This is a genomic window from Variovorax ureilyticus, assembly GCF_037889935.1.
Lineage (GTDB): Bacteria > Pseudomonadota > Gammaproteobacteria > Burkholderiales > Burkholderiaceae_C > Variovorax > Variovorax ureilyticus.
The window spans coordinates 109,859-129,883 of sequence record NZ_JBBKZU010000014.1 but is presented as its reverse complement, the minus strand read 5'-3'; the positions used below and the strand labels follow the sequence as shown (position 1 = coordinate 129,883).

Here is a 20,025-nt window from a genome sequence, read left to right as displayed (position 1 = left end):
CCTCTTCATCGCCGGACCACGCTCAGCGGCAGGACGACTCAACACGTGCTCAGGAGGCCTTCAGGCAGTCGAGGGCGCCACTCTTGGAGTAGTCCAACTTCAGGTTCGGGCCCGGAACCACCTGGCGATACTTGGCCGCGAAGATTGGGTCCTTCACCTCCTGAGAGAACGACCTGTAGAAAGCGTCTTCGGCCCGCATCTCCTCCAGCACCGCATTCACCCAGTCGAGCATCGGCTTGTTGCCCTTCTTGACGCCAACGCCCTGGATGGCTGTCGCTGCGAGAGTCCCGACAACCTTGTAGTTCTTCTGCATCTGGGCAAAGTTGAATCCGTACACGTCGATGTACGCGAAGGCATCAGCCCGGCCTTGGGTGAGCATGGTCGAGCCCTCGGCCGCGGTCTGCGACGTGACCAGGTTCGCCTGGGGATAGCACTTCTGCAGCCAGGTTTGGTAGGTGCTGCCGGTCGGCGTGACGACAGTCTTGCCGGCCAGGTCGCCGTAGTCGGCCACCTTGGAGTCCTTGGGGACGATGAGCTGCAGATTGCTCACCCAAATCGGGTTCGAGTAGTCCAGCTGTTCGGCACGCGCCGGCGTATATGCAAGCGACGCCAGAATCATGTCAATCTTCCCGGACTGCAGGAACGGGATGCGGTTGCTGTCGTTCACGCACTGCGTCTTCAGGCCGTCGCCGGTCCCCAGTGCGAACTCGGCGATTCGCTTCACCATCGCGTACTCGTAGCCAGCCGGCTTGCCGTCGATGCCGACGTAGCCCGCGGGAGGGTAGGTGCAGTTGATGCCGACGGTGAGAAAGCCCGCGCTCTTCACCTCAGGGGGGAGAGGAACGTCCACCTTCGAGGCGGCAGCACTGGCGAACGACATCGAAGCGATGACGGCAGAGATCGAGGCAGAAATGATGCGATTCATGGCTTGCTTCCAGAGTGAGTTATGGGACGTAGGAACGCGCTGCTGCCCGTTCAGTGATTTTTCATCCGGGAGAGGAACTGCTTGGTTCGTTCTTGCTTAGGATGGTCAAAGACCTCAGCCGGCGGCCCCTGCTCGACGATGTTCCCGCCGGCCATCAGAACCACCCGGTCACCGACTTCACGAGCGAAGCCCATCTCATGGGTCACGACGAGCATCGTCATGCCCGACTTGGCAAGGTCCTTCATCACCGCGAGGACCTCGCCGACCAACTCCGGGTCGAGGGCTGATGTCGCCTCATCGAAGAGCATCACGTGCGGCTGCATCATGAGTGCCCTGGCAATCGCAACGCGCTGCTGTTGGCCGCCCGAGAGTTGGTCCGGGTAGTGCTCGGCTTTGTCGGCCAGGCCGACCCTGCGCAGGTACTCGCGGGCCCTCCCCTCTGCGTCCGCGGGAGACTCCTTCAGAACGCGGCGAGGAGCCAGCGTCAGGTTCTTCAGCACATTGAGATGCGGGAAGAGGTAGTAATGCTGGAACACCATACCCACTCGCTGCCGAATCCGGTTCTCGTTCAGCGAGCCGGAGGAAAGGTCCACGCCTTCCAGCAGAATCTGCCCAGAGTCAATGCGCTGCAAAAGATTCGCACAGCGCAGCAGAGAGCTCTTACCGCCGCCGCTCGGGCCAACGATAACAACGACTTCTCCTCGCTGGACAGAAAGGTCGACCCCCTTCAAGACCACGTTGCTCCCGTAGGCGAGGTGAATGTTCTTCATCTCGAGAATGGGCTGCTCTGCAGTCCTCGTTGCAGACGTGCTCATCATGCCGATGCCCTCTGATAGCTTCATGACAGCTCTACCTTTTCAGCCCCGGTGGTTGTTTGCCTGGAAGCGCTTCACGAAGGTCTGGAAGCGTTCCGTTTTTGGATTGGCAAAGACTTCAGCCGGGGGGCCGTCTTCAATGATTGCGCCTTGATAGAAGAACAGAAGCCGGTCCGCGACGTCTCGTGCGAACTGCATCTCGTGCGTCACGATAATCATCGTCATGCCTTCGTTGCTGAGGTCGCGAAGCGTCTTCAAGACTTCGTCAACCAGTTCCGGGTCCAGCGCTGACGTCACTTCGTCGAACAGCATCACCTTCGGTCGCATGGCAAGCGCTCGCGCGATAGCAACGCGCTGCTGCTGGCCGCCGGACAGCTGGGAGGGAAAGTGGTCGGCCCGGTCTTTCAGACCTACTTTGGCCAGGAGCTCCAGACCATGCGCGCGCGCGTCCGCCTTCGATTCCTTGTTCACAAGCATCGGTCCCATCATCACGTTCTCGATGGCCGTCTTGTGCGGAAAGAGGTTGTAGTTCTGGAAGACCATGCCAGCCTTGGTCCTCAGGTCGGCGATGTCTGCTTCGGATTGGCGCCGCCGGGAGGGGCCGCTGGCTCCGCCGTTGTAGCCCACGGCGTCGCCGTCAACCAGAATTTCGCCTGCCTGGAACTCCTCGAGGAAGTTGATGCAGCGAAGCAGCGTCGACTTTCCGGAACCACTGGGGCCCACCAGGACCACGACCTCTCCTTCCTTCACATCAAAGGAGATGTCTTTCAGAACCTCGTTGCTTCCAAAGCTCTTGGAAACACCCTTGACCTCAATCATGGTCCGCCGCGATGTTGGGGAGTGCGCTAAGTTCATCGTTTGCCTTCAGGAGGTCTTGAAACGGCGCTGCAGGTACGTCGCGCCAAGCGAGATGGGATAGCAGATGCAGAAGTAGATGAGCATCACGGCGAAGAAGATTTGGAACGCTGCGAGCGTGCGCTCCACGACTTCGCGCGAGGCGTACGTCAGCTCCCAGACACCCACGATGGATGCGTAGGACGTACTTTTGACCGCAATCGATGCCGTGGTCACGAGGGGCGGCAGGGCCAGGCGCATGCCGAGTGGCAGCTGAATCTGCATCAGGATTTGCGCCTTGCGCAGGCCAATCGACTTGCCCGCCTCCACAGTTGTCTTGGGCACAGCGAGAATCGAACCGCGAACGATGTCGGCCACGAACGCGGCGAAGTAGATGACCAAGGCGATGGTCGCCGCCACATAGTTCGGGGCATCCAAGCCCATGCGCGGCAAGCCGAAGTAGGCAATGAAGATGAGCACCAGAACCGGCACCCCGCGGACGATGTACACGTACACCGCCAGCACTGAGCGCACCGCCGTGCCGCCGAGAGCTGCGAACACGCCCAGCGCCGTCCCCAGCAGGAAGCTGAAGACCACGGTCGCTGCAGCCATCTCGAGCGTCACAACTGCCGCCTTGAGGAGATAGCCGAGGTTGAGAATTGCAACGTCCATATGAACCTCAGCGGCGCTTGCCAGCAGGAATCTCAAGCCAACGGAACAAGGCGCTGGCGATGGTGGTCAGGATGAGATAGAAGGCGGCGATGACCACAAACACCTCGTAAGAGGAGGCAGTGCGCTCCATGACGAGCTTGCCGCTCAAGGTGAGGTCCACGACACCGATACCGGCCACGAGTGACGTGTCCTTGATGAGCACCACGACCTGGTTGCCAATGGCCGGAACGACCTTGAGCACCGCCTGGGGCAGCACGACGCGGAAGAAGACGCCCGCAGGCTTCAAGCCGATTGCACGGCCGGCATCCCACTGGGTCCGGGGGACCGCCGCCACGCCACCGCGGAAGACTTCTGCCAGGTACGCGGTGTGCTGCACCGCGATTGCAATGGCGCCGCAATAAATGCCATCTAGTCTGGAACCGAGGAGAGGAGCGCCGTAATAGACGACAAGAATCAGAAGGAACGTCGGAACGTTCCGGAGGAACTCAATCACGGCGTAGGTCGGAGCCCAGACCACCGCCTTCTCCGAGACGCGCAGAAGGACCAGCAGCATTCCCAGCACCAGCGCAGCTGGCAGACACATCGCGACGAGCGCGAGCGTCACCAGGAAGCCGTCGAAGAACTCCGGCAGCCATCCTGCGGCGAGGTTGAGCCAGTTCACGATTGCTGTTCCTCTGTGCTGCGTCCAACGCTCACTTGACGTTCACGTAGTACTTGGTGTTCAGCGCGTCCTTGCCGAACCACTTCTTGTAGCTGGCGGAGTAGTCGTTGAACATGGAGCCCGCACGCATTTCATTGACATACGTATCCAGGGCCAGCCACCACTTGAAATCACCTTGCTTCATGTAGATGGCGTTGTTGGTGACCGCGGTCATCCGTTCGTCGAGAATTCGAACGTCCTTGTTCTGTGCGGCGTACCAGAGGGCCACCGGCTCGTCCAACTGGGCGGCATCGACACGTCCGCCCTTCACGGCAGTGAACTGCGCGCCGATGGAATCCAGCGTGGTCGTCTTGGCCTTCGGGAAGAACTGCTTGGCACGCTCAGCCTGCACGGGCGTGGACAGAATGGCCGTCGACACCTTGTCGTTGTTGAGGTCCGCGAAGGTCTTGAACTTCGAGTCGGCCTTCACGATGACAACAATCGAGGAGTCGATGTAGCCACGGGTGAATGCGACCCGAGCGATGCGGTCCGGGAGAACGGTGGCCACGTGAATCCCGAAGTCCACCTTGCCGCTATTCACGTTCTCCCAGCGAGCGGCCGAGCTCTGCTTGACGAACTCGATGTGCTTCGGGTCGTCGCTTCCGAACAGGCCCTTCGCGATGAGCTTGGCCACGTCGATGTCGAAGCCGGCCAGTTCGCCCTTCTCGTTGACGAAACCGAAGGGCGGAGATTCGCTGCTGACACCCACGATGACCTTGCCGCGGGCGAGCACTTCGTCCAGCTTGGATTTCTCCTGGGCGGCCGAAGTTTGCGAGACGAGCAGACCTGCAAAAAGCATGCAGACAGCACCAATAAGTTTGCGCATGGAGAACTCCTCTTGTAGTGGGGATGGGTTGACGGAAAGTTTGGCGGGCAGTCGATCAGTTGAGCGCCGGCTTGACGACAGCGCGCAGCATTTCGGCAAAGGCGACGTGTGTCTCCAAGTGCATGCCGTCGACATTGGCGTCCACGACGTTCTGAACCGAGTTGATGAGGCCGATGTCCACGCCGCGCAGAAGCAGTTGACGCTCCAGCTCGGGGGTGTTGAGCAGCCGTGCATCCTTGCGACGCGCAGCGATTGCGGCGGCGATTGCGTTGCACCCCCAGTTCGAGCATGCAGCGGTGACCAGAACATCGGCCGGCGTTACTGCGGCGATGGTTGCGCCGAACTTCACATGGTCGGCGACTGCCTTGGTGATCGCTCCCATGCCGATTTCGTTTCCGCCATCCCCGACAGCTACCGTCGGAATACCCTGAGCAATAGCTTCATCGAACAGGACGTCGATGCGCGACCGGCCCATGCCGTAGTCGATCGCACGCATGCTGTAGTACACACCGTCCCTCGCACGCCCGACCCGCTCGGTCGAGAAGAAGAGGCTGGGTTTGAAGGTGGCAAGAAGCTCTTTCGCCTCGGCCGTGGCTTCCTCATCCTTGGTCGTGAAAGGCAGCAAAGTACAAACAGCCAGGCTCCCATCCTTGCAGGCGATTTGTGCTTGCTCGTAGGGCAGCACCGTCACGCCTGCGCTGGTCAGGATGGCCTTCATGCCCGGAAGCAGGGTCTCCTCTGCGAGTAGAACGCAGTGGACCCGCTTGCCGACAGACAGAGCCCGAATCACGACCGCAGCACCGGCCGGCCCGTCGTTCTCCCCGATTTCGGTTGAAATCCAGGCTCGCGAGACCGAGCCGGTGGTCACGAAGATGGTCGCGCCGTCCGGCACAGCAAGCAGCGCATCTGCAGCCGCACCGATCAAGGAGCCCCCTTGGCGTGCGCGAGCAGCCACGTAGAGGTGTTCGACGCCACGGCCACCGATATCCAGGCTCACCAGCTTGTCGAGCCGCTCGTCGATGGCCTCAAGCACTTTGCGGTCGACCGTCATTTCGTGTCTCCCAGGATGAGTTGAGTCAGGTCTTCGGGCTTTGCGACATACCGCGCAACTTCGGTGAACGAAGCGTCCATGGCCTCGATGACACGTGCCATACCGCCGACGCGCTCGATGGCGCCATGAGTCGGCTTGAGACGCACAGAGACACGGGCGCCAGGCTGGCCGTGCGTGTTGACGGTCAGGATGCCGTAGTCACGCAGAAGGACCATGCCCAGGGCGGAGGTCACTTCGGCAGGCGTGATGCCTGCGTTGTCAGTGCTCTTGCCTGCACGGCGGAAGACTTCTTTGAGCGCCAGGTCCTCCTCAATCATCGGACCGAGGTCGCTGACCGCGACGAGCTCCGACCCCATGCGCTCTCGCAGCGCGTGTCCCAGTTGTTGACCGGCTCGAGCCTCATCGATGAGGTCCTGCGGGGAGAACCGCTGAATCGAACGCAGGGCGCTGGCGGCTATCGGGGCCCGGGCTTCCATCCCAAACTCCGAGGCCTTGGCGGAGACACGCGTCACCAGCTCGGGACGGCCCACCAGCAGTCCGGAACGCGGACCGGACAACCCGGCCTTGTCGCAGTTCGTGATTGCCAGGTCGCCTCCAAGCTTGAGGCTGAGAGCGCCAGAGCGCAGCACGGGCCGCATGCGAGCGCCGTAAGCTTCATCGAGAAGCACCTTGGCGCCACTCGCCTTGGCGACGGCTGCGACATCCATCGCAACGACGTCGTCCAGGAACTCCAGGCTGCTGGTCACGGTAGTGATGACAACCAGCGCCGGCTTGTTCTGCTCGATGGATGCGGCCCAGTCCTTGTCACCTTGGACTTCGTGCAACTCGACTCGAGCGATACCGCAGCCGCGAATCACCGATGCGTGGGAGCGACCACCAGGCGGTACCACGGAAACGACGCTCTTGCGCTCTGCCAACGCGGCGATGCTGGCGATGATGCCCGCACTTGTGCGGTTCACAGCGGCAACCCCGTCGGTCGGGAGCCCGCCCATGTGGGCGATGGCTGCCGCCCTCAGTTCCTCAGCGAAGAGTCCTGGTCCTACCCACTCTTCGCAGTGGGTCTTGAGGTCTTCAACCTTCAGAGGGAATTCGCGTTGATTGCCGGTGAAGACGCCAATCGACTCCGGTCCGAGCTTGCGAACCCGTTCGGCCGCAACCTTCTGGCCTTGGCGAAGCCGCCGAGCTTCGTCGACGCTCGATCGAATGATGCGCCCCCTTGCGAACCCGACGATGGGGTCGAGCGGGTTTCCGAAGGAGTCGGTGGTCGTTTTCTGTTGCATGCGAATTCCTGGCTACGCGGCGGACGCGGTGCGGATGGAGATTCCGGCCACGACCCTCAGAAGGGAGACGAAGGCGAGATGGCCTGAAAAATCAATGCCATCGACAACCATGGTCTGTTTGGAGGTAGCGCCATCTCGTGCGCCTGCGGCGACGGTGACGGCAATGAGTTCGTGCTCGGTGTCGGCGTCGTGCAGCAGCTCGCTATCCGAGAGCAACACCGCCAAGGCTGCAGCGACCGCACATGCGCCCCAGTTGGATACCGCGGCGCTCACGGTCACGTCGGTCGGAACAACGGTCACGACGCCAGATGCGTGGCCGGCGAGCGAGCGACCGCGCATAGGAAGTACGTCGCGGATTGCTTCGCGGACCGCTCCGAAGCCGACTTCATTGCCGCCATCCCCGATGCCGATGGTGAGGATGCCGGCTTCGGCGGCGTGGTACGCGAGCAGGTAGACATAGCCAACGGTGAGCGGGTCGCGGCAATCGCCCCGGACACCGTGGAACTGACCTTCAACGTTGGGTCCATCGCGTTCGACGAATACGACGGCGCTGGGGTTGAGCGTTTCGATGAGCTCGCGAGAGCGGGCCTGCCCTGCGTTCATCCCGATGGGGAACGATTCGACGGTAATCGGTTCGTACGTGCGCCCGGGTTGGCCTTCGGCCCAGGCAGCAAGCTTCGCGTTCACGAGCTCGATGGCAGCAACGACTGGCGGGAGGTGCGCGTCCTCGGTCACGAAGACGACCTTGGCCCGCAGACCTTTAACGATGGCGGCAGCCAGCGCCGCGGCGCCCACGGGACCATCTGTCTCGCCCAAAGGAAGCTTAGGAGCAACGCCGGCACCTGTCGCAATGACGACGGTGCTGCCAGGACGAACCTTGGCCTTCAAAGCAGCCGCAGCGGCCATCGAGAGTGGCGCTCCCTGATGGGCGCGACAGACCTCGTACATGGGCACAACGATGCCTGGGGGAAGACCGCCGCTGAGCGGGCGGATTTCCAGTGTCATCAGGCGGTCGATTCGGTTGCCCGATTCAACCTGTTCCGATGTAAGGGCGACGCCAGTGGCGGCGCTCGCTGTGGTCGATGAGGTCGTCACGTCCATCTCGGTCACCTCAGATGCCGTACGTCACGCTCTTGCGGCTGGTGTAGCTCTCGAGCGCGCCTTCAATCGAGTACTCAGCGCCGATACCGCTTTGCTTGGCACCGCCGTAGGACATGCCCGGAATCTGGCCGCCCGCACGGTTAACCTGAATCCAGCCGGCATCCAGCGCCTCAGTGGCGCGCATCGCGGCATTGATGTCGTTTGTGAAGACGTACGCCGCCAGGCCATAGTGGGTGTCGTTGGCCATGGCCAGGACTTCGGCTTCGTCCTTCCATGGAATTGCGACCAAGACGGGACCGAAGACTTCTTCCTTGGCAATGCGCCAGGTGTTGTCCACGCCGCTGAAGATGACCGGCGTCGGGAAGTAGCCCTTGGCATCCTGAACTGCAGGCGGAAGCTTGCCGGTTTCGACCTTGGCGCCCGCATCGATGGCTTCCTTGATGAAGCCGCAGACCGCGGTGTAGCGCTCAGAATTGATGACAGCGCCGATGTCGGTGCTTTCGTCCAGCGCATCGCCAACTTTCAGCGCATTGACCTTCTCGACCAAGCGGGGCATGACCTTGTCCCAGGCCGACTGGTGGATGAACAGGCGAGAGCCGGCCGTGCACGACTGGCCTTGGCGGGCGAAGCGCATCGCAGCGATGATGTTGTTCACCGTCGTGTCGATCTGCGCGTCGCCAGTCACATCCGGATAGACGATGCAGGGGCTCTTTCCACCCAGTTCGAGCGTCAGGTGACCGATGCGGTCGGCGACGGCGTGAGCCACCTTCTGGCCCACTTCGTGGGAACCGGTGAACGAGACCTTGGCGACGTCGGCGTGCTGGCTCAGCGGAGCGCCTGCCTCCAGGCCCTCACCGGTCACAACGTTGAACACGCCGGGCGGGAAGATGTCCGCGGCCAGTTCGGCGATGCGGATGACGGCCAGCGGAGCGTCTTCGGCAGGCTTCAGGACCAGCGTGTTCCCCGTACCGAGCGACATGCCAATCTTCACGGCAGCGAGCACCAGTGGCGAGTTCCAGGGAATGATGGCGCCGACCACGCCGAAAGGCTCGCGTGTGGTGTAGCTGAACAGGCCCGGGCCCAGCGGCAGGGTCTCGCCCTTCTGCTCGGCGATGACGCCGCCGTAATAACGCAGAACCTCCGCAGTGCTCGCGACTTCCGGGCGGCTCTGCGTGCGCAAGGCATTGCCCGTTTCCGCGGCCAGAATCCTGGCGATTTCCTCGGCGTTGGCCGTGATGCGGTTGCCGAACTCGATGAGCATGGCGCCACGTTCACGAGCGGCCCTGCGACGCCACTTTGGGAAAGCCGCCTTGGCAGCAGCCACGGCGGCGTCCACGTCGCGTGCGTCGGCCGCTCCGACGTTGGCGATGGTGTCCAGACGGCAGGGGTTGATGACCGCCAGGGTCTTTCCGCCGATTGGCCTGGACCATTCACCGTTGATGAAATTGCCAGCCAGGCCCGCGCTCGGCAGCTTGACGTCGCCGTACTTGGATTGAGAAGAGTTGCTCACGTGAATCTCGCAAAAGGGATGGGTTGAAAGACTTAAGCGGCTGCTTGCAGGCGCACGCCCAGCAGCTCTTCGTAGATTTCGCAGATGCTGGTGGAGTCCTTGCCGCCGAGGCCCTTTGCGCGGGCCGCGTTGTAGGTCTGCTTGACCAGCTGGCCCAGCGGCATCGGGTAATTCGAGAATTCGTCAAGGCACAGGCCGATGTCCTTGTGCATCAGGTCGATGGCGAAGAAGGCAGGTCGCTCGGCGGTGAACAGCGTCTTCTGGAACCAGTCGAGCATCTTGCTGCCCGCCATGCCAGCCGTCAGGACATCGCACAGCACTCCGAGGTTGCCGCCAGCCTTGACGCTCGCAGCGAGAACTTCACCGAGTGCAACGGTGTTGATGGCGACGATGAGGTTGTGGCTCAGCTTGGTCAGTTGGCCCGCGCCGATGGGGCCGCAATGAACGATGCGACCGGCCAAGTTGTTCAGCATCGGAGTAGCGCGCTCGAGGACAGCCGCGTCGCCGCCGACCATGAGGACGAGCTTTCCGTTTGCCGCACCAGCTACGCCACCGCTGACCGGCGAGTCCAGGAACTCGGCGCCCTTGTCAGCTGCAGCCTTCGCGAGTTCCTTCGTGGTTTCAGGGTCGACCGTGCTGAAGTCAATCAGGACGGCGCCCTTGCCGACCGAACCGAGCACGCCTTCAGCGCCAGTCACCGCAGCGCGAAGGATGGCCGGCGTCGGCAGACTGAACATGACGGCGTCAGCGCCTTCAGCTGCGGCCTTCGGGTTCGAGGCTGCGGCGGCCCCCTTCGAAACCAGTTCCTTGACTGCGGCTTCGTTGGGGTCAAACACGGTGACCTTGAAGCCTGCGGCGGCCAGCCGGGCAGCCATTTGCGCGCCCATCTTGCCCACACCAATGAATGCAACGTTCTTCATAATTTTCAATCGCTCCTGTTTGGAATGGAGCGAACTTTATGAAGAAGGGTCTCCGAAGGTAAGACCACCGATGCTTACGGGGAACGTTAGGTTTTCTTTCCTATTTGGCGGGCAGGCTGTGCGCGCCTTCCGGACTGGCGCGACATTTGCATGCATTGATCCCTTCGCCCTATTTTCCTTGGGGAAAACCCTAGGCCGGGTATCCTCTACGCCCCTGAAAGGCGTAATACACCGTTAGTTTTTCTGTCGTCTTATGCTGAACCTCTCCCGGCTTCATCTTCTGAGCGAGTTGTCTGTTCTCGGCACTATTGCGAAGGTCGCAGAAGCCGTAAACCTCACCCGCCCGGCTGTTTCACAGCAGCTGGCCATCCTCGAACAGGAGACAGGTACCGTGCTTTTCGAGCGGTCAGGCAGGGGCGTACGGCTGACCCTTGCCGGAGAGAGCCTCGTCGCTCGATCGGCCAAGGTTTTGGAGCTGGTCAACGAAATCGAGGCCGACTTGGCCTCCGCCAAAGGTGCGGTGGCCGGGGAAGTTCGAATTTCCGCCTTCGGGTCTGTCGCGACCACCTTCATCCCGGCGGTTTTCGAGGACCTGATGCGCGAGTTTCCACAACTGGACCTCCGCTTCGAAGAGTTGGAACCTGGCGAAAGCCTGAAGGCAGCAGCTGCCAAGCAAGTCGACCTGGCGCTCGTCGACGACTCGATTAGTGCCGAAGCGCTGTCGAGCATGCTGTACTTCCGTCCGGTCTATGAGGACCACTTCTCCGTGGTAATGGCCGCCAACCATAGGCTGGCGAACGAAGCGTCGATTCGGATTTCGGAGTTGTCGTCAGAGAACTGGGCCATCAACAGGAATGCGCAGACCTACAAGGCACAAATCGTCAATGCATGCCATGAGGCTGGGTACACGCCCCGCGTCGTCGCCAGCTGCCGCAACATGGCAGCAACGCTTGAGATGGTCCGTACGGGCTACGTGGTCACTGTTCTACCCGCCCTGGCCTTGCGGGCGGCCGCCGCCGACCCAGCCTTTGCGGTCGTGCCGGTGACGCCGCTTATGGTGCGCCGAATCTTTGTCGCGATGGTTCAAGGCACGTTCAGGCGACCTGCAATTGCCGCCGTGCTGCGCGCCCTTGACGGCGTTGTGCCCAGATTCGCGGGGGCGACGCAAGCAACCAACTCCGACCTGAGGGCCAAGCGCACCGAAGGCTCGCTGTCAGATTAGCTTGGCACGCTTCGGGGATGATTGGTTTACCACTGAGTTGCCCGTAGCCGCGTCACTGGCAGGTGTAGCTCCCCGTCGCGCTCAAGGAACCGCCGCCCGAATACGTGGCTTTCTGCGGGTACAGACAGAGCGGCATGCTGACACTCCCGTCCTTTGAGCTAACGTCGATTCGCGTGGGGGCCACGCCGTTCTCCACCCACTTGCGCAGCGCGGTGAACATCTCGTCGCGACCGTTGAGGTATTGCGGCAGCGGCACCTTATTCGTGCTGATGTTCGCGTTCGTGTTCGGATCGATCGAAGCACTGCTGGCAAAAGTGCTGTCATGCGCCAGCCCAGGAATCAGGAACAGGCGATCAAATTTCTGCGTCGCGGCGTTCCCTCCCATCGCGGCGGCGACGCGAGAGTAGTAGTTGATCGAGCCCATCGGCATGATCTTGTCGTCGGCGAGGCCGTGGTAGGTGAGCACCTTGCCACCTGCATCACGGAAGCCGCTCAGGTCCGGGTTGTCGGTATCGATGTTGCTGAACGCGGCCTGTAGTGCAAGGCCCCGCTGGAACGCATGGGCCAGCCCCGCGTAATCGAGCGTCTTCCACTGGTTCGTACCGTTCCCGGTAGCGTTGGTGAAGGTGTTGCCCGCATAAGACGGGTCCTGCAGTTCCAGGGCTACCTGGTCGGACGCGATTGGGAACGGGTTGGTGCCGGCCAGCGAAAGCGGCAGGTTCGTGCCGCGCGTCAGGCCGTACCACAGTTGGTCGGGTCCGGCGAGGCCGGGGTTGGTGCCGTTGTCCACTGTCGGATCCGGCCAAGCACCGCTCGCCGTCTCACCGTACCAGATCTGGTTGATGACGCGCGCCTCGGTTAGGTTCACGCAGGAAGCATTCCCGCTCGTCCCGGTCGCGCCATTGCCCGCTACCCCGTTGCACAAAACGCTCGCGTCCTTCGTGGGGTCATAGTGGCATTGCAACGGGTCCAGCAGGAAGCCGACGCCCAGCGTGTCGCAGGACTTCACGGCGGCGCCGCTCACGAAGTTGAGTTTGGCGGCGGCGATGGGGGCACCCAGTTCGCGCTGCATCGCCACCTGCGGATACAGCTCGCCAGTGATGAACTTGCTCCAGTTGATGGCGGGCGACCCGGCCAGGATGCCGTCGAAGTCCGTCGGATACTTCTGGGCAAGCTTGAACCCCTGGCGGCCCCCCGTGGAGAATCCGTCCCAGTAGGCGTACTTTTGCGGCTTCGCGTAATAGGCTTGCACCAACGCCTTGGTCTTCACCGCCATTTCATGAAGGCTTCGCTCGGCGAAGTCCTGCCACAGCACGGTATTGATGCTGCCGTCCGGATTCATGGCGAACGAGCCGTTGTTCAGCAGCGCATGCCCGTGGTCAGAGGTCACGATCACATAGCCACTCGTCACTGCGGGCATGTACTGCGGGCGGGTACCGATCTGCGTCGAATCAGCGTGCGCGCCGCCCGCCCACCCGCCGCTGCCCATCGCTCGGATGATGTTGTTCCAGGCAGACGGTGCTGGCAGCCATACCTCAAGGCCAATCCCGGCGGAGGTGGATGGCGCCCCGGCCGGCCCGGCATTGCCAGGACCAACTACCAACTTCACCAGGCACATGTCGGCTCCGGCAGTGGCCGGCACAGGCGCAGCCGGCGTGCCGGAGAGCGCCAGGGAATCGCCTGCCTTGAACGCCTTCACCACGGTGACCGTGGTGTTCGCATCCGGATGGATGCCAGTTTTGATGCTGTCGTCACAGCTCAGGGCTGCTTGCGTTTGTGGAAGTGGCGCGGGGGCGAAGGGAGTGTGGCCGCCACCACCGCACGCCGCGAGCATCGTCGCGGTGAATGCAGCTACGAGCACACCAGTGCGTGTGCGGAATTTCGTCATGCGTTGTCTCCTGGTCTAGGGTCGGCGTCATGCGCCGGCCGGCATCTTCGCGAAGCATTCCGCGCCAGACCAATGAATTCGAGCGCCCAGGTATTAGACTGACCGATACCATGTCGCTCTCCGCTTCCGTCCTCCTTCAGCGTCTCCTCGCGGGCGGCAGATTCCGCCACATCCAACTGCTGCTCACGCTCGCGGAGCTCGGCAGCATCCAGCGCACGGCCGAAGCCATTGGCATCACCCAGTCGTCTGCAACACAGACCCTCGCCTTTCTCGAGGGACTTCTGGAGACGCAGCTGTTCCATCGACACGCCCGCGGTGTACGCCCGACGCGGGCCTGCACCGATCTGCTGCCGATCGCGCGCAACGTCCTGCATGGGGTCGCTGAAGGTGCCGAGACGATCGCCGCGCGCGGTGCGCAAGGCAAGGGCAGTGTGCGCCTCTTGGCATCCGTGGCAGGCGTCAGTGGCCTGCTGGTTCGCGGGCTGCCGCTTTTCCATGAGAAGGTGCCGCACATCCAGGTGCACCTTCGCGAGGCCGAAGGCGAAGATCAACTTCTGGCGATCAGCCGGGGCGAAGTAGACATGGTGGCCTGCCGCAAACCCGCCATCATTCCGGAAGGTTGGTCTTTCGTGCCCCTTATTCCCGACCGGCTGGTAGTGGTCGGCGCCGCGGGCCACCGGTTGGTGCGATCGCGACGCGTCACCTGGAAGGTATTGAGTACAGAAACCTGGTTGCTACCACCGGCCGACACGGCGGCGCGCCAACGATTCGATGAGTTCGCAGCGACTTTCACCGACGGCGCCCGCGTCTACCCCCTAATCACACGCGCGCCGGCGATGATCCGTTGGCTGCTGGTGAATCGGGGAATGCTGTCCTTGCTTCCGCTCAGCTTCGTGCAGCACCTGATCGACGCGGGCGAACTCGCCGAAGTACGGACAGCCGAGAGCATCCCAGTGGAACCGCTGGGCCTGCTGATCCCCCAAGGCGGCGGCGCAGAAGCGGGGGCACGGCTTGCCGAATTTCTCGGAGAAGTCTTCAGCGCTCCACGCATCTGACACCCGCGGGAGGTCAGACTCCGTGCAATGAAGCTGCGCTGGCGTTTCAAGCAGCGGACCCGAGTCCATCCGAGTCATCCCGCTCCTAACGTGCAGCATCGCGCGCAGACGGCAAAGACTTCAGCCGTACTGCGCACGGCGCGCAAGGAAGTCCAGCACAAGTCGATTGACTTGTTCGGGCTTCTCGAAGTAGGCGGAGTGCCCTGCCTGGTCGACGACGGCCAGTTCGCTGCCACGCACCAAGTCCTGTACTTCGCGCATCACGCTCACGGGCACGATCGGATCTTCACTGCCCACCAGCAGCAGCGTGGGAGACCCGACCTCGCGCAAGGCGGCCATCGGAGTCAGCTTGCCTGGCCCGAGTAGCGCGGCGAGAGCAGCGCCCCACTGGGTCTCCGAAATGGAGTGCGCGCTCCGATTGAAATGGTTGATCTGCGCGTATAGCGCCGCCTTCTCTGGATGGTTCTCGAGGAACCAGCGTCCCAATGAGCGCTGCTCAATGCTCACTGCGTTCTGCGTGATCTTTCGCCGCGCGATGTTATCGAGCAGAACGGGATGGTCAATTGCCAGCGAGCTGTCACACGCCGCGAAGGCAGCGACACGCTGCGGATGGTCCAGCGCAGTCTTCAGCCCGATGAAGCCACCGAGCGATTGGCCGATGATCGCGGCGCGGTGGATTCTCTCCCCGTCCAGAACCGCAATCGCGTCCGCGACAAAATTGTCCAGCGTGAACTCAGCAAGCGGCGCGATCGAGCGGCCGAAGCAGCGAATGTCCATAGTAATGCAGGTGTGCCGCGCGCCGAACGCGGGCAGTTGCTGCCACCAAGTCGCGGCATTCGAGCCGGCGCCATGCAGGAACAGCACCGCGGGGCCTGCGCCTTGTCGCTCGTAGTAGACCCGGCGGCTGCGGGATTCGACAAAGGGCATGTCAGTTTGCCTTGATGTTGAGACTGCGAACGAGCTGGCCCCAGCGCTCCGCGTCGCTGCGCACCAGCTCCGTGTACTCTGCCGGCGTGCTTGTGCGGGCCACCAGACCCAATGCATCAAGCTTCTGCAGCAGCGCGGGGTCTTTCAGCGCGTCTTGGAGAGCAAGGCTGATCTTCTGCACGATTGGAACGGGCGTTCCCTTGGGGGCCGAGAGACCGACCCATGCCGTCATGGTGAGTTGCTTGTACCCGAGCTCCGCAAACGTCGGAGCCTGCGGTGCCATGGCGCTGCGCTCCGCAGTCGATACGGCGAGCAGCTTCAGTTGCCCGCTCTTCACGTACGGGATCGCGGAGCTTGATGGAACCACGAAGACGGGCACCACACCCGCCAACACGTCCTGCATTGCTGGCGCGGCGCCCTTGTACGGAACGTGCGTCAGGCGGATGCCGGCAGCACGTTGCAGCAACTCCATTACAAGGTGCCCGGTGCTGCCCGCACCAGAGCTCGCGTAGTTGATCTTTTCGGGGGCGCGCTTCGCCTGATCCACGAGGTCCTGCAAACTGCGGATTCCGGCGTCGCTGCGGACGACCAGCCATTGCGGCCCGCCACCAATCAGTCCAATGTGCTCGAAATCGTTGACGATGTCGAAGTGCAGGCCCGAATACTCCGCCTGTGCCATCGTATTCAGCATTCCGGTCATCGTAAGCGTGTACCCGTCGGGCATCGCGGCGGCGCCGGCCTGGGTTCCTAGGATGTTGCCGGCGCTCGGGCGGTTGTCGACAACAATCGGTTGCTTCAGCCTCTGCGCCATGCGCTGCGCGATGGGTCGTATCGTTGCGTCGTACGGCCCACCCGCGGGCGCGGGCACGATCAAGCGAATCGGGTGCCTAGGCCAGTCATCAGACTGGGCTCGCGCGGGAACGGCAGATATTGTCAAACAGGCGGTCGCCAGGACGGCGCGCCAGGTAACACGGAATCTCATTTCGTCTCCTTGTTCGGTACGAATGTTGCGGCTGAGCTTCGTCACCAAACCAAATCCGCGGCGCACTTATCGTTGCGCGACGCTCCGATGCTATGGCGGTCGCTGCGCCTCCGCCGACGGCGCGCTCGTGCAGCCAACGGAGAATGCACTGCTAGATCGAAGGCCGGTCCTCACTGGCTCACGCAGGTGTAGTTGCTCGCGAGGTTGCCGCCGCTCGGATCCGTGCCGGTGTATTTCGGATACGTACCGTACCGGCACAGCGGCTTCGAGGCGATCACGTTATACGGCGGCAGGGCCGCCTTGTTCACGAGCGTCAGTTGCGCGCCCGGAGCCACACCGTTTTCGACCCAGTTCTCCAGCGGCGCAAGCAGGTCCACTGAACCCGGGATTCCGTAGCTCGGTGCGTTCACAGTGCCGGCGGCAACTCCGGCCGACGTGTGCGGCAGGCCGGTCGCGACGAAGGCTGCAAAGAAGTCGTCGACGGTGGAACGGCCCATTCTCGCCACGACGGAGTCCCAGTAGTTCAAGCCGGTCAGCTGGCTTTCCGCGGTGTCGGAGAGGTCCTCACGCAGGATCAGTTTGCCGCCGTGCGCGTAGAACGCGCTCAGGTCCGGGTTGGTCGCATCGATCATGTCCGACACCTGCAGGACGCGGGCCTTGAAGTTGGCGGGATCGTACGAGAGCGGGTCGAAGTTGGGATCCTGCGCGATGAAGTAGCGCACGTACGCATTGCCGAACTGGTAGAGGCGGCTCGCGGCGACGTCGGCGGCGTTGGCCGTGGTGGGCGCCTTGCTGCCGGCCATCCAGCGGTCCCAGTTGCCAGCCAGTCCTTCTCCGCCATAGTTGAAGCCCGCGTAGGAAGTCACGCCGTTCGCGAGGGGGAAGCTGAACTGGTAGCCGGCGTGTGCGGCGTTGATGGCCGCGAGCTGCGCATCGGAGAAGCACGTCGCAGCTTCGTCCGCACCGCTCGGGCAGCGCTTCGCGGCCAGTGCAGCGTCGGCCAGCGGCTTGCAGGCCCGGGTATTGGAGACAACCTTGTCGGCGATGCCGTCCATCGAATCGCACGCGCCCGCGATGGTGTCGTGCACCAGTTGGACCTTGTTCCCCAGCCACGCGCCTGGCTTCGCCTGCATGATGCCGCCGACGTAGTTGCCGAAGGTCTGCAGCGCGCTCCAGTTCATCACGGGGTCAATGGACACGATGCCGTCGTAGTCCTGCGGATAGCGCTGTGCCATCGCGAGCCCCTCGCGGCCGCCCTCGGAGCCGCCCATGTAGTAGCTCTTGATGGGAAGGTGCCCGTAATAGGCCACCCCGATTCGGAGTGCCGCATCATGGGTCTTCTTGTACGAACCAAACGCGTGGTTGGCCAGCGCCTCCGCGTTCAGCGCGAAGGCATAGGGATCGGCGTTCGCGGGGCTTTCGTGCCCGCTGTCCGTGCCGGCGGTCATGTAGCCGCGCGTGAGCGGCATCGGCACATCCGGCGGCGCATTGCGGCTTGGCTGCACGCCGGTGATCAGGGTGCCGTTGTAGCCACCGCCGCCGAACTGGAGCTTCTTGCCGTTCCACGAGGTCGGGAGGTTTACCTGCGAAAGGATCTCCGGCGCTGCGGAGTCCACGGGGTGGATCGACAACATCACTTGGCAGTAGTCCGGCGTCCCCTGGACGATGGCGGTGTTGCTCGCATTCGGCTTGTCCGCTGTGGCCGGGATGAGCGTCGCCGACGCCACAACCGCGCCCCGGGTCGGCTCGCTGATGGCCGACGCGTCGATGGTCATCCCCTTGAGTGCGGGACAGGCCTTCGCCGCATCCGCGACCACTTGCGGAAACGAGGGGCCGAGGACGGGGTTGCCCCCGCCGCCCCCACCGCCCCCGCAGGCGCTGAGGGCCGCGGCCGCAAGCAGTGCGACCGGAACCGGCCTGGAAACGCGCCCGTGGCGCCTTGTGAAGCTATCTTGGTTCAAGCTATGTCTCCTGGTGTGTGCTGCCCGGCGAGCCACTCGACGGGAAGGCGCAGTGTGGAAAGGCCCGCGAAAACCGTCCAATAAAATGAGTGTCCCGGGTATTCCAGGTCGTTATATGGGCCAGTTCAGTTCCACCACGCTCGAGAACCGACTCCTGGCCCGCGCCCGCTTCCGCCACATGCAGGTGCTGGTCGCGGTCGCGGAACTGGGCAGCATCCGGCGCGCGGCCGATGCAGTCGCCATGACGCAACCCGGCGTAACCAAGGTGCTCGCCGACCTGGAGGGGCTGCTCGAAACGGTGCTGTTCCATCGCCATTCCAGAGGGGTGCGCCCGACACCTGCTTGCATTGAGTTGCTGTCACTGGCTCGGCAGATCGTCGGCGGGGTTGCGAGCACGGCAGCCGCTATTGGCGCGCGCCACCGTCAGGGCGAAGGTACGGTCCGCGTCGCGGGCACGTCTGCCGCCATCAACGGCGCCATTGCCGCTGCGCTGCTGGCGTTCAACGAAAAGCATCCCAAAATCCAGGTGCAGGTGAGCGAGGCCGACGCCGACGACTTACTGCTGGCCACTGCGCGGGGCGAAGTGGATGTCGCGGTTTGTCGCGAGCCGCGGCTCGTTCCGGAAGGCTGGTCGTATCGCGACCTGGTCCAGGATCGACTTGTGATCGCATGCGGAGTGCATCATCCGCTTGTGCGAAAGCGCCGTGTTCGGCTCAAGGACGTGCAGCACGAACTCTGGTTGCCAGGCCATGCCGCTGCGCTTTCGCGGCGGCACATGGATGCATTCGCTGAGGAGCTTGGCAAGCCGTTACGCTACTGCGAGCTGGTCACCCGTATACCGGCCCTCACCTGGACGGCACTGCGCACTAGCAATGCCATTGCGCTCGTTCCCTACAGCGTGGTGCGTCCGTTCGTCGAGGCACGGACTTTGTCGATTCTCTCGTTCGAACGGAATCCGCCTCTTGCGCCCATAGGCCTTCTGCTGCCGGAGATCTCTCCTCGACCGGCAGCATTACTATTTTCCGAGTACCTTGAACGGTTCCACGCGATCACCTGAGAAGCATCGGGCCGTTTGCATGGCGACTAATGGCACCGTGCCATCATGCCTTGATGCGACGTACGGCCCCCGCAGGCGGCGCCTTCGCTCCGACGTATTCGCCATCATCGAGCGGCTTTGCGAGCGCCGACCAGCGCCTCCTGCAGCACCTTCATTGATCCAATGTGATTCGCGAGCAGCAATACAAGGCGCGCGTTCATCGCGTGGCTTTGCTCTGTGCTCAAGTCAAGGTGCGCCTCGATAAGCGCCTCGTAGAAGTCATCTGGAGACTCGAGATTCAGATTGGTTTCTAGTTCCAT

Annotated in this window: 19 protein-coding genes; 3 read left to right on the top strand and 16 right to left on the bottom strand. The window is 62.8% G+C overall.

Annotation, left to right across the window (positions count from 1 at the left end):
• Positions 1–49 precede the first annotated feature (49 nt).
• The 11 genes from WKW77_RS26855 to WKW77_RS26805 are packed head-to-tail and all read right to left on the bottom strand — an operon-like array spanning position 50 to position 10,634.
• Positions 50–925 carry a transporter substrate-binding domain-containing protein gene (locus WKW77_RS26855; RefSeq protein ID WP_340359948.1) on the bottom strand — a complete coding sequence of 292 codons (876 nt, stop codon included), beginning with the start codon at positions 923–925 and terminating at the stop codon, positions 50–52.
• Positions 926–975: 50 nt separating this feature from the next.
• Positions 976–1,767, bottom strand: a complete 792-nt coding sequence (locus WKW77_RS26850; protein WP_340359947.1) for an ATP-binding cassette domain-containing protein — start codon at positions 1,765–1,767, stop codon at positions 976–978.
• A 15-nt stretch (positions 1,768–1,782) separates the two neighbouring features.
• On the bottom strand, positions 1,783–2,559 hold the full coding sequence (locus WKW77_RS26845) for an amino acid ABC transporter ATP-binding protein (RefSeq protein ID WP_340359946.1): 777 nt from the start codon (positions 2,557–2,559) through the stop codon (positions 1,783–1,785).
• Between the two features lie 45 nt (positions 2,560–2,604).
• Entirely contained in the window at positions 2,605–3,282 is a 678-nt protein-coding gene (locus WKW77_RS26840; protein ID WP_340359945.1) for an amino acid ABC transporter permease, read from the bottom strand.
• Complete coding sequence (locus WKW77_RS26835) at positions 3,254–3,907, bottom strand: amino acid ABC transporter permease (protein ID WP_340359944.1); 654 nt, start codon at positions 3,905–3,907, stop codon at positions 3,254–3,256. The genes WKW77_RS26840 and WKW77_RS26835 overlap by 29 nt, the downstream gene beginning before the upstream one ends.
• A gap of 31 nt (positions 3,908–3,938) precedes the next feature.
• On the bottom strand, positions 3,939–4,772 hold the full coding sequence (locus tag WKW77_RS26830; RefSeq protein ID WP_340359943.1) for a transporter substrate-binding domain-containing protein: 834 nt from the start codon (positions 4,770–4,772) through the stop codon (positions 3,939–3,941).
• A 55-nt stretch (positions 4,773–4,827) separates the two neighbouring features.
• A complete protein-coding gene (locus tag WKW77_RS26825; protein ID WP_340359942.1) occupies positions 4,828–5,823 on the bottom strand; it encodes a glutamate cyclase domain-containing protein in 996 nt (331 codons plus the stop codon).
• A complete protein-coding gene (locus tag WKW77_RS26820; protein WP_340359941.1) occupies positions 5,820–7,103 on the bottom strand; it encodes a PLP-dependent aminotransferase family protein in 1,284 nt (427 codons plus the stop codon). The genes WKW77_RS26825 and WKW77_RS26820 overlap by 4 nt, the downstream gene beginning before the upstream one ends.
• 12 nt (positions 7,104–7,115) lie before the next feature.
• Positions 7,116–8,204, bottom strand: a complete 1,089-nt coding sequence (locus WKW77_RS26815; protein WP_340359940.1) for a glutamate cyclase domain-containing protein — start codon at positions 8,202–8,204, stop codon at positions 7,116–7,118.
• A 10-nt stretch (positions 8,205–8,214) separates the two neighbouring features.
• On the bottom strand, positions 8,215–9,714 hold the full coding sequence (locus WKW77_RS26810) for an aldehyde dehydrogenase family protein (RefSeq protein ID WP_340359939.1): 1,500 nt from the start codon (positions 9,712–9,714) through the stop codon (positions 8,215–8,217).
• 32 nt (positions 9,715–9,746) lie between these two features.
• A complete protein-coding gene (locus WKW77_RS26805) occupies positions 9,747–10,634 on the bottom strand; it encodes an NAD(P)-dependent oxidoreductase (RefSeq protein ID WP_340359938.1) in 888 nt (295 codons plus the stop codon).
• A 253-nt stretch (positions 10,635–10,887) separates the two neighbouring features.
• Between WKW77_RS26805 and WKW77_RS26800 the strand changes: the two genes are divergently transcribed.
• Complete coding sequence (locus tag WKW77_RS26800) at positions 10,888–11,856, top strand: LysR family transcriptional regulator (RefSeq protein ID WP_340359937.1); 969 nt, start codon at positions 10,888–10,890, stop codon at positions 11,854–11,856.
• Between the two features lie 52 nt (positions 11,857–11,908).
• On the opposite strand, the gene WKW77_RS26795 is transcribed toward WKW77_RS26800, so the two are convergent.
• The gene (locus tag WKW77_RS26795) at positions 11,909–13,744 is read right to left on the bottom strand and encodes a tannase/feruloyl esterase family alpha/beta hydrolase (protein ID WP_340359936.1); all 1,836 of its coding nucleotides are present in this window, start codon (positions 13,742–13,744) and stop codon (positions 11,909–11,911) included.
• Between the two features lie 110 nt (positions 13,745–13,854).
• On the opposite strand from WKW77_RS26795, the gene WKW77_RS26790 reads away from it, so the two are divergent.
• Complete coding sequence (locus tag WKW77_RS26790; protein WP_340359935.1) at positions 13,855–14,799, top strand: LysR family transcriptional regulator; 945 nt, start codon at positions 13,855–13,857, stop codon at positions 14,797–14,799.
• Positions 14,800–14,919: 120 nt separating this feature from the next.
• On the opposite strand, the gene WKW77_RS26785 is transcribed toward WKW77_RS26790, so the two are convergent.
• The 3 genes from WKW77_RS26785 to WKW77_RS26775 all read right to left on the bottom strand — a co-directional run bounded on the left by WKW77_RS26785 (position 14,920) and on the right by WKW77_RS26775 (position 18,669).
• Complete coding sequence (locus tag WKW77_RS26785; protein WP_340359934.1) at positions 14,920–15,726, bottom strand: alpha/beta fold hydrolase; 807 nt, start codon at positions 15,724–15,726, stop codon at positions 14,920–14,922.
• 1 nt (position 15,727) lies between these two features.
• Entirely contained in the window at positions 15,728–16,708 is a 981-nt protein-coding gene (locus WKW77_RS26780) for a Bug family tripartite tricarboxylate transporter substrate binding protein (protein WP_340360011.1), read from the bottom strand.
• Positions 16,709–16,878: 170 nt separating this feature from the next.
• A complete protein-coding gene (locus WKW77_RS26775) occupies positions 16,879–18,669 on the bottom strand; it encodes a tannase/feruloyl esterase family alpha/beta hydrolase (RefSeq protein WP_340359933.1) in 1,791 nt (596 codons plus the stop codon).
• Positions 18,670–18,784: 115 nt separating this feature from the next.
• Here WKW77_RS26775 and WKW77_RS26770 point away from each other — a divergent pair, with 115 nt between their 5' ends.
• Positions 18,785–19,726 carry a LysR family transcriptional regulator gene (locus tag WKW77_RS26770; RefSeq protein WP_340359932.1) on the top strand — a complete coding sequence of 314 codons (942 nt, stop codon included), beginning with the start codon at positions 18,785–18,787 and terminating at the stop codon, positions 19,724–19,726.
• 104 nt (positions 19,727–19,830) lie between these two features.
• Here WKW77_RS26770 and WKW77_RS26765 read toward each other — a convergent pair whose 3' ends face one another.
• The gene (locus WKW77_RS26765) at positions 19,831–20,025 is read right to left on the bottom strand and encodes a DUF2783 domain-containing protein (RefSeq protein ID WP_340359931.1); all 195 of its coding nucleotides are present in this window, start codon (positions 20,023–20,025) and stop codon (positions 19,831–19,833) included.

Coding starts and splice junctions, on each gene's coding strand:
- WKW77_RS26855 (WP_340359948.1), bottom strand. CDS start 925: ATGAATCGCATCATTTCTGCCTCGATCTCTGCCGTCATCGCTTCGATG.
- WKW77_RS26850 (WP_340359947.1), bottom strand. CDS start 1,767: ATGAAGCTATCAGAGGGCATCGGCATGATGAGCACGTCTGCAACGAGG.
- WKW77_RS26845 (WP_340359946.1), bottom strand. CDS start 2,559: ATGATTGAGGTCAAGGGTGTTTCCAAGAGCTTTGGAAGCAACGAGGTT.
- WKW77_RS26830 (WP_340359943.1), bottom strand. CDS start 4,772: ATGCGCAAACTTATTGGTGCTGTCTGCATGCTTTTTGCAGGTCTGCTC.
- WKW77_RS26825 (WP_340359942.1), bottom strand. CDS start 5,823: ATGACGGTCGACCGCAAAGTGCTTGAGGCCATCGACGAGCGGCTCGAC.
- WKW77_RS26820 (WP_340359941.1), bottom strand. CDS start 7,103: ATGCAACAGAAAACGACCACCGACTCCTTCGGAAACCCGCTCGACCCC.
- WKW77_RS26815 (WP_340359940.1), bottom strand. CDS start 8,204: ATGGACGTGACGACCTCATCGACCACAGCGAGCGCCGCCACTGGCGTC.
- WKW77_RS26805 (WP_340359938.1), bottom strand. CDS start 10,634: ATGAAGAACGTTGCATTCATTGGTGTGGGCAAGATGGGCGCGCAAATG.
- WKW77_RS26800 (WP_340359937.1), top strand. CDS start 10,888: ATGCTGAACCTCTCCCGGCTTCATCTTCTGAGCGAGTTGTCTGTTCTC.
- WKW77_RS26795 (WP_340359936.1), bottom strand. CDS start 13,744: ATGACGAAATTCCGCACACGCACTGGTGTGCTCGTAGCTGCATTCACC.
- WKW77_RS26790 (WP_340359935.1), top strand. CDS start 13,855: ATGTCGCTCTCCGCTTCCGTCCTCCTTCAGCGTCTCCTCGCGGGCGGC.
- WKW77_RS26785 (WP_340359934.1), bottom strand. CDS start 15,726: ATGCCCTTTGTCGAATCCCGCAGCCGCCGGGTCTACTACGAGCGACAA.
- WKW77_RS26780 (WP_340360011.1), bottom strand. CDS start 16,708: ATGAGATTCCGTGTTACCTGGCGCGCCGTCCTGGCGACCGCCTGTTTG.
- WKW77_RS26770 (WP_340359932.1), top strand. CDS start 18,785: ATGGGCCAGTTCAGTTCCACCACGCTCGAGAACCGACTCCTGGCCCGC.
- WKW77_RS26765 (WP_340359931.1), bottom strand. CDS start 20,025: ATGGAACTAGAAACCAATCTGAATCTCGAGTCTCCAGATGACTTCTAC.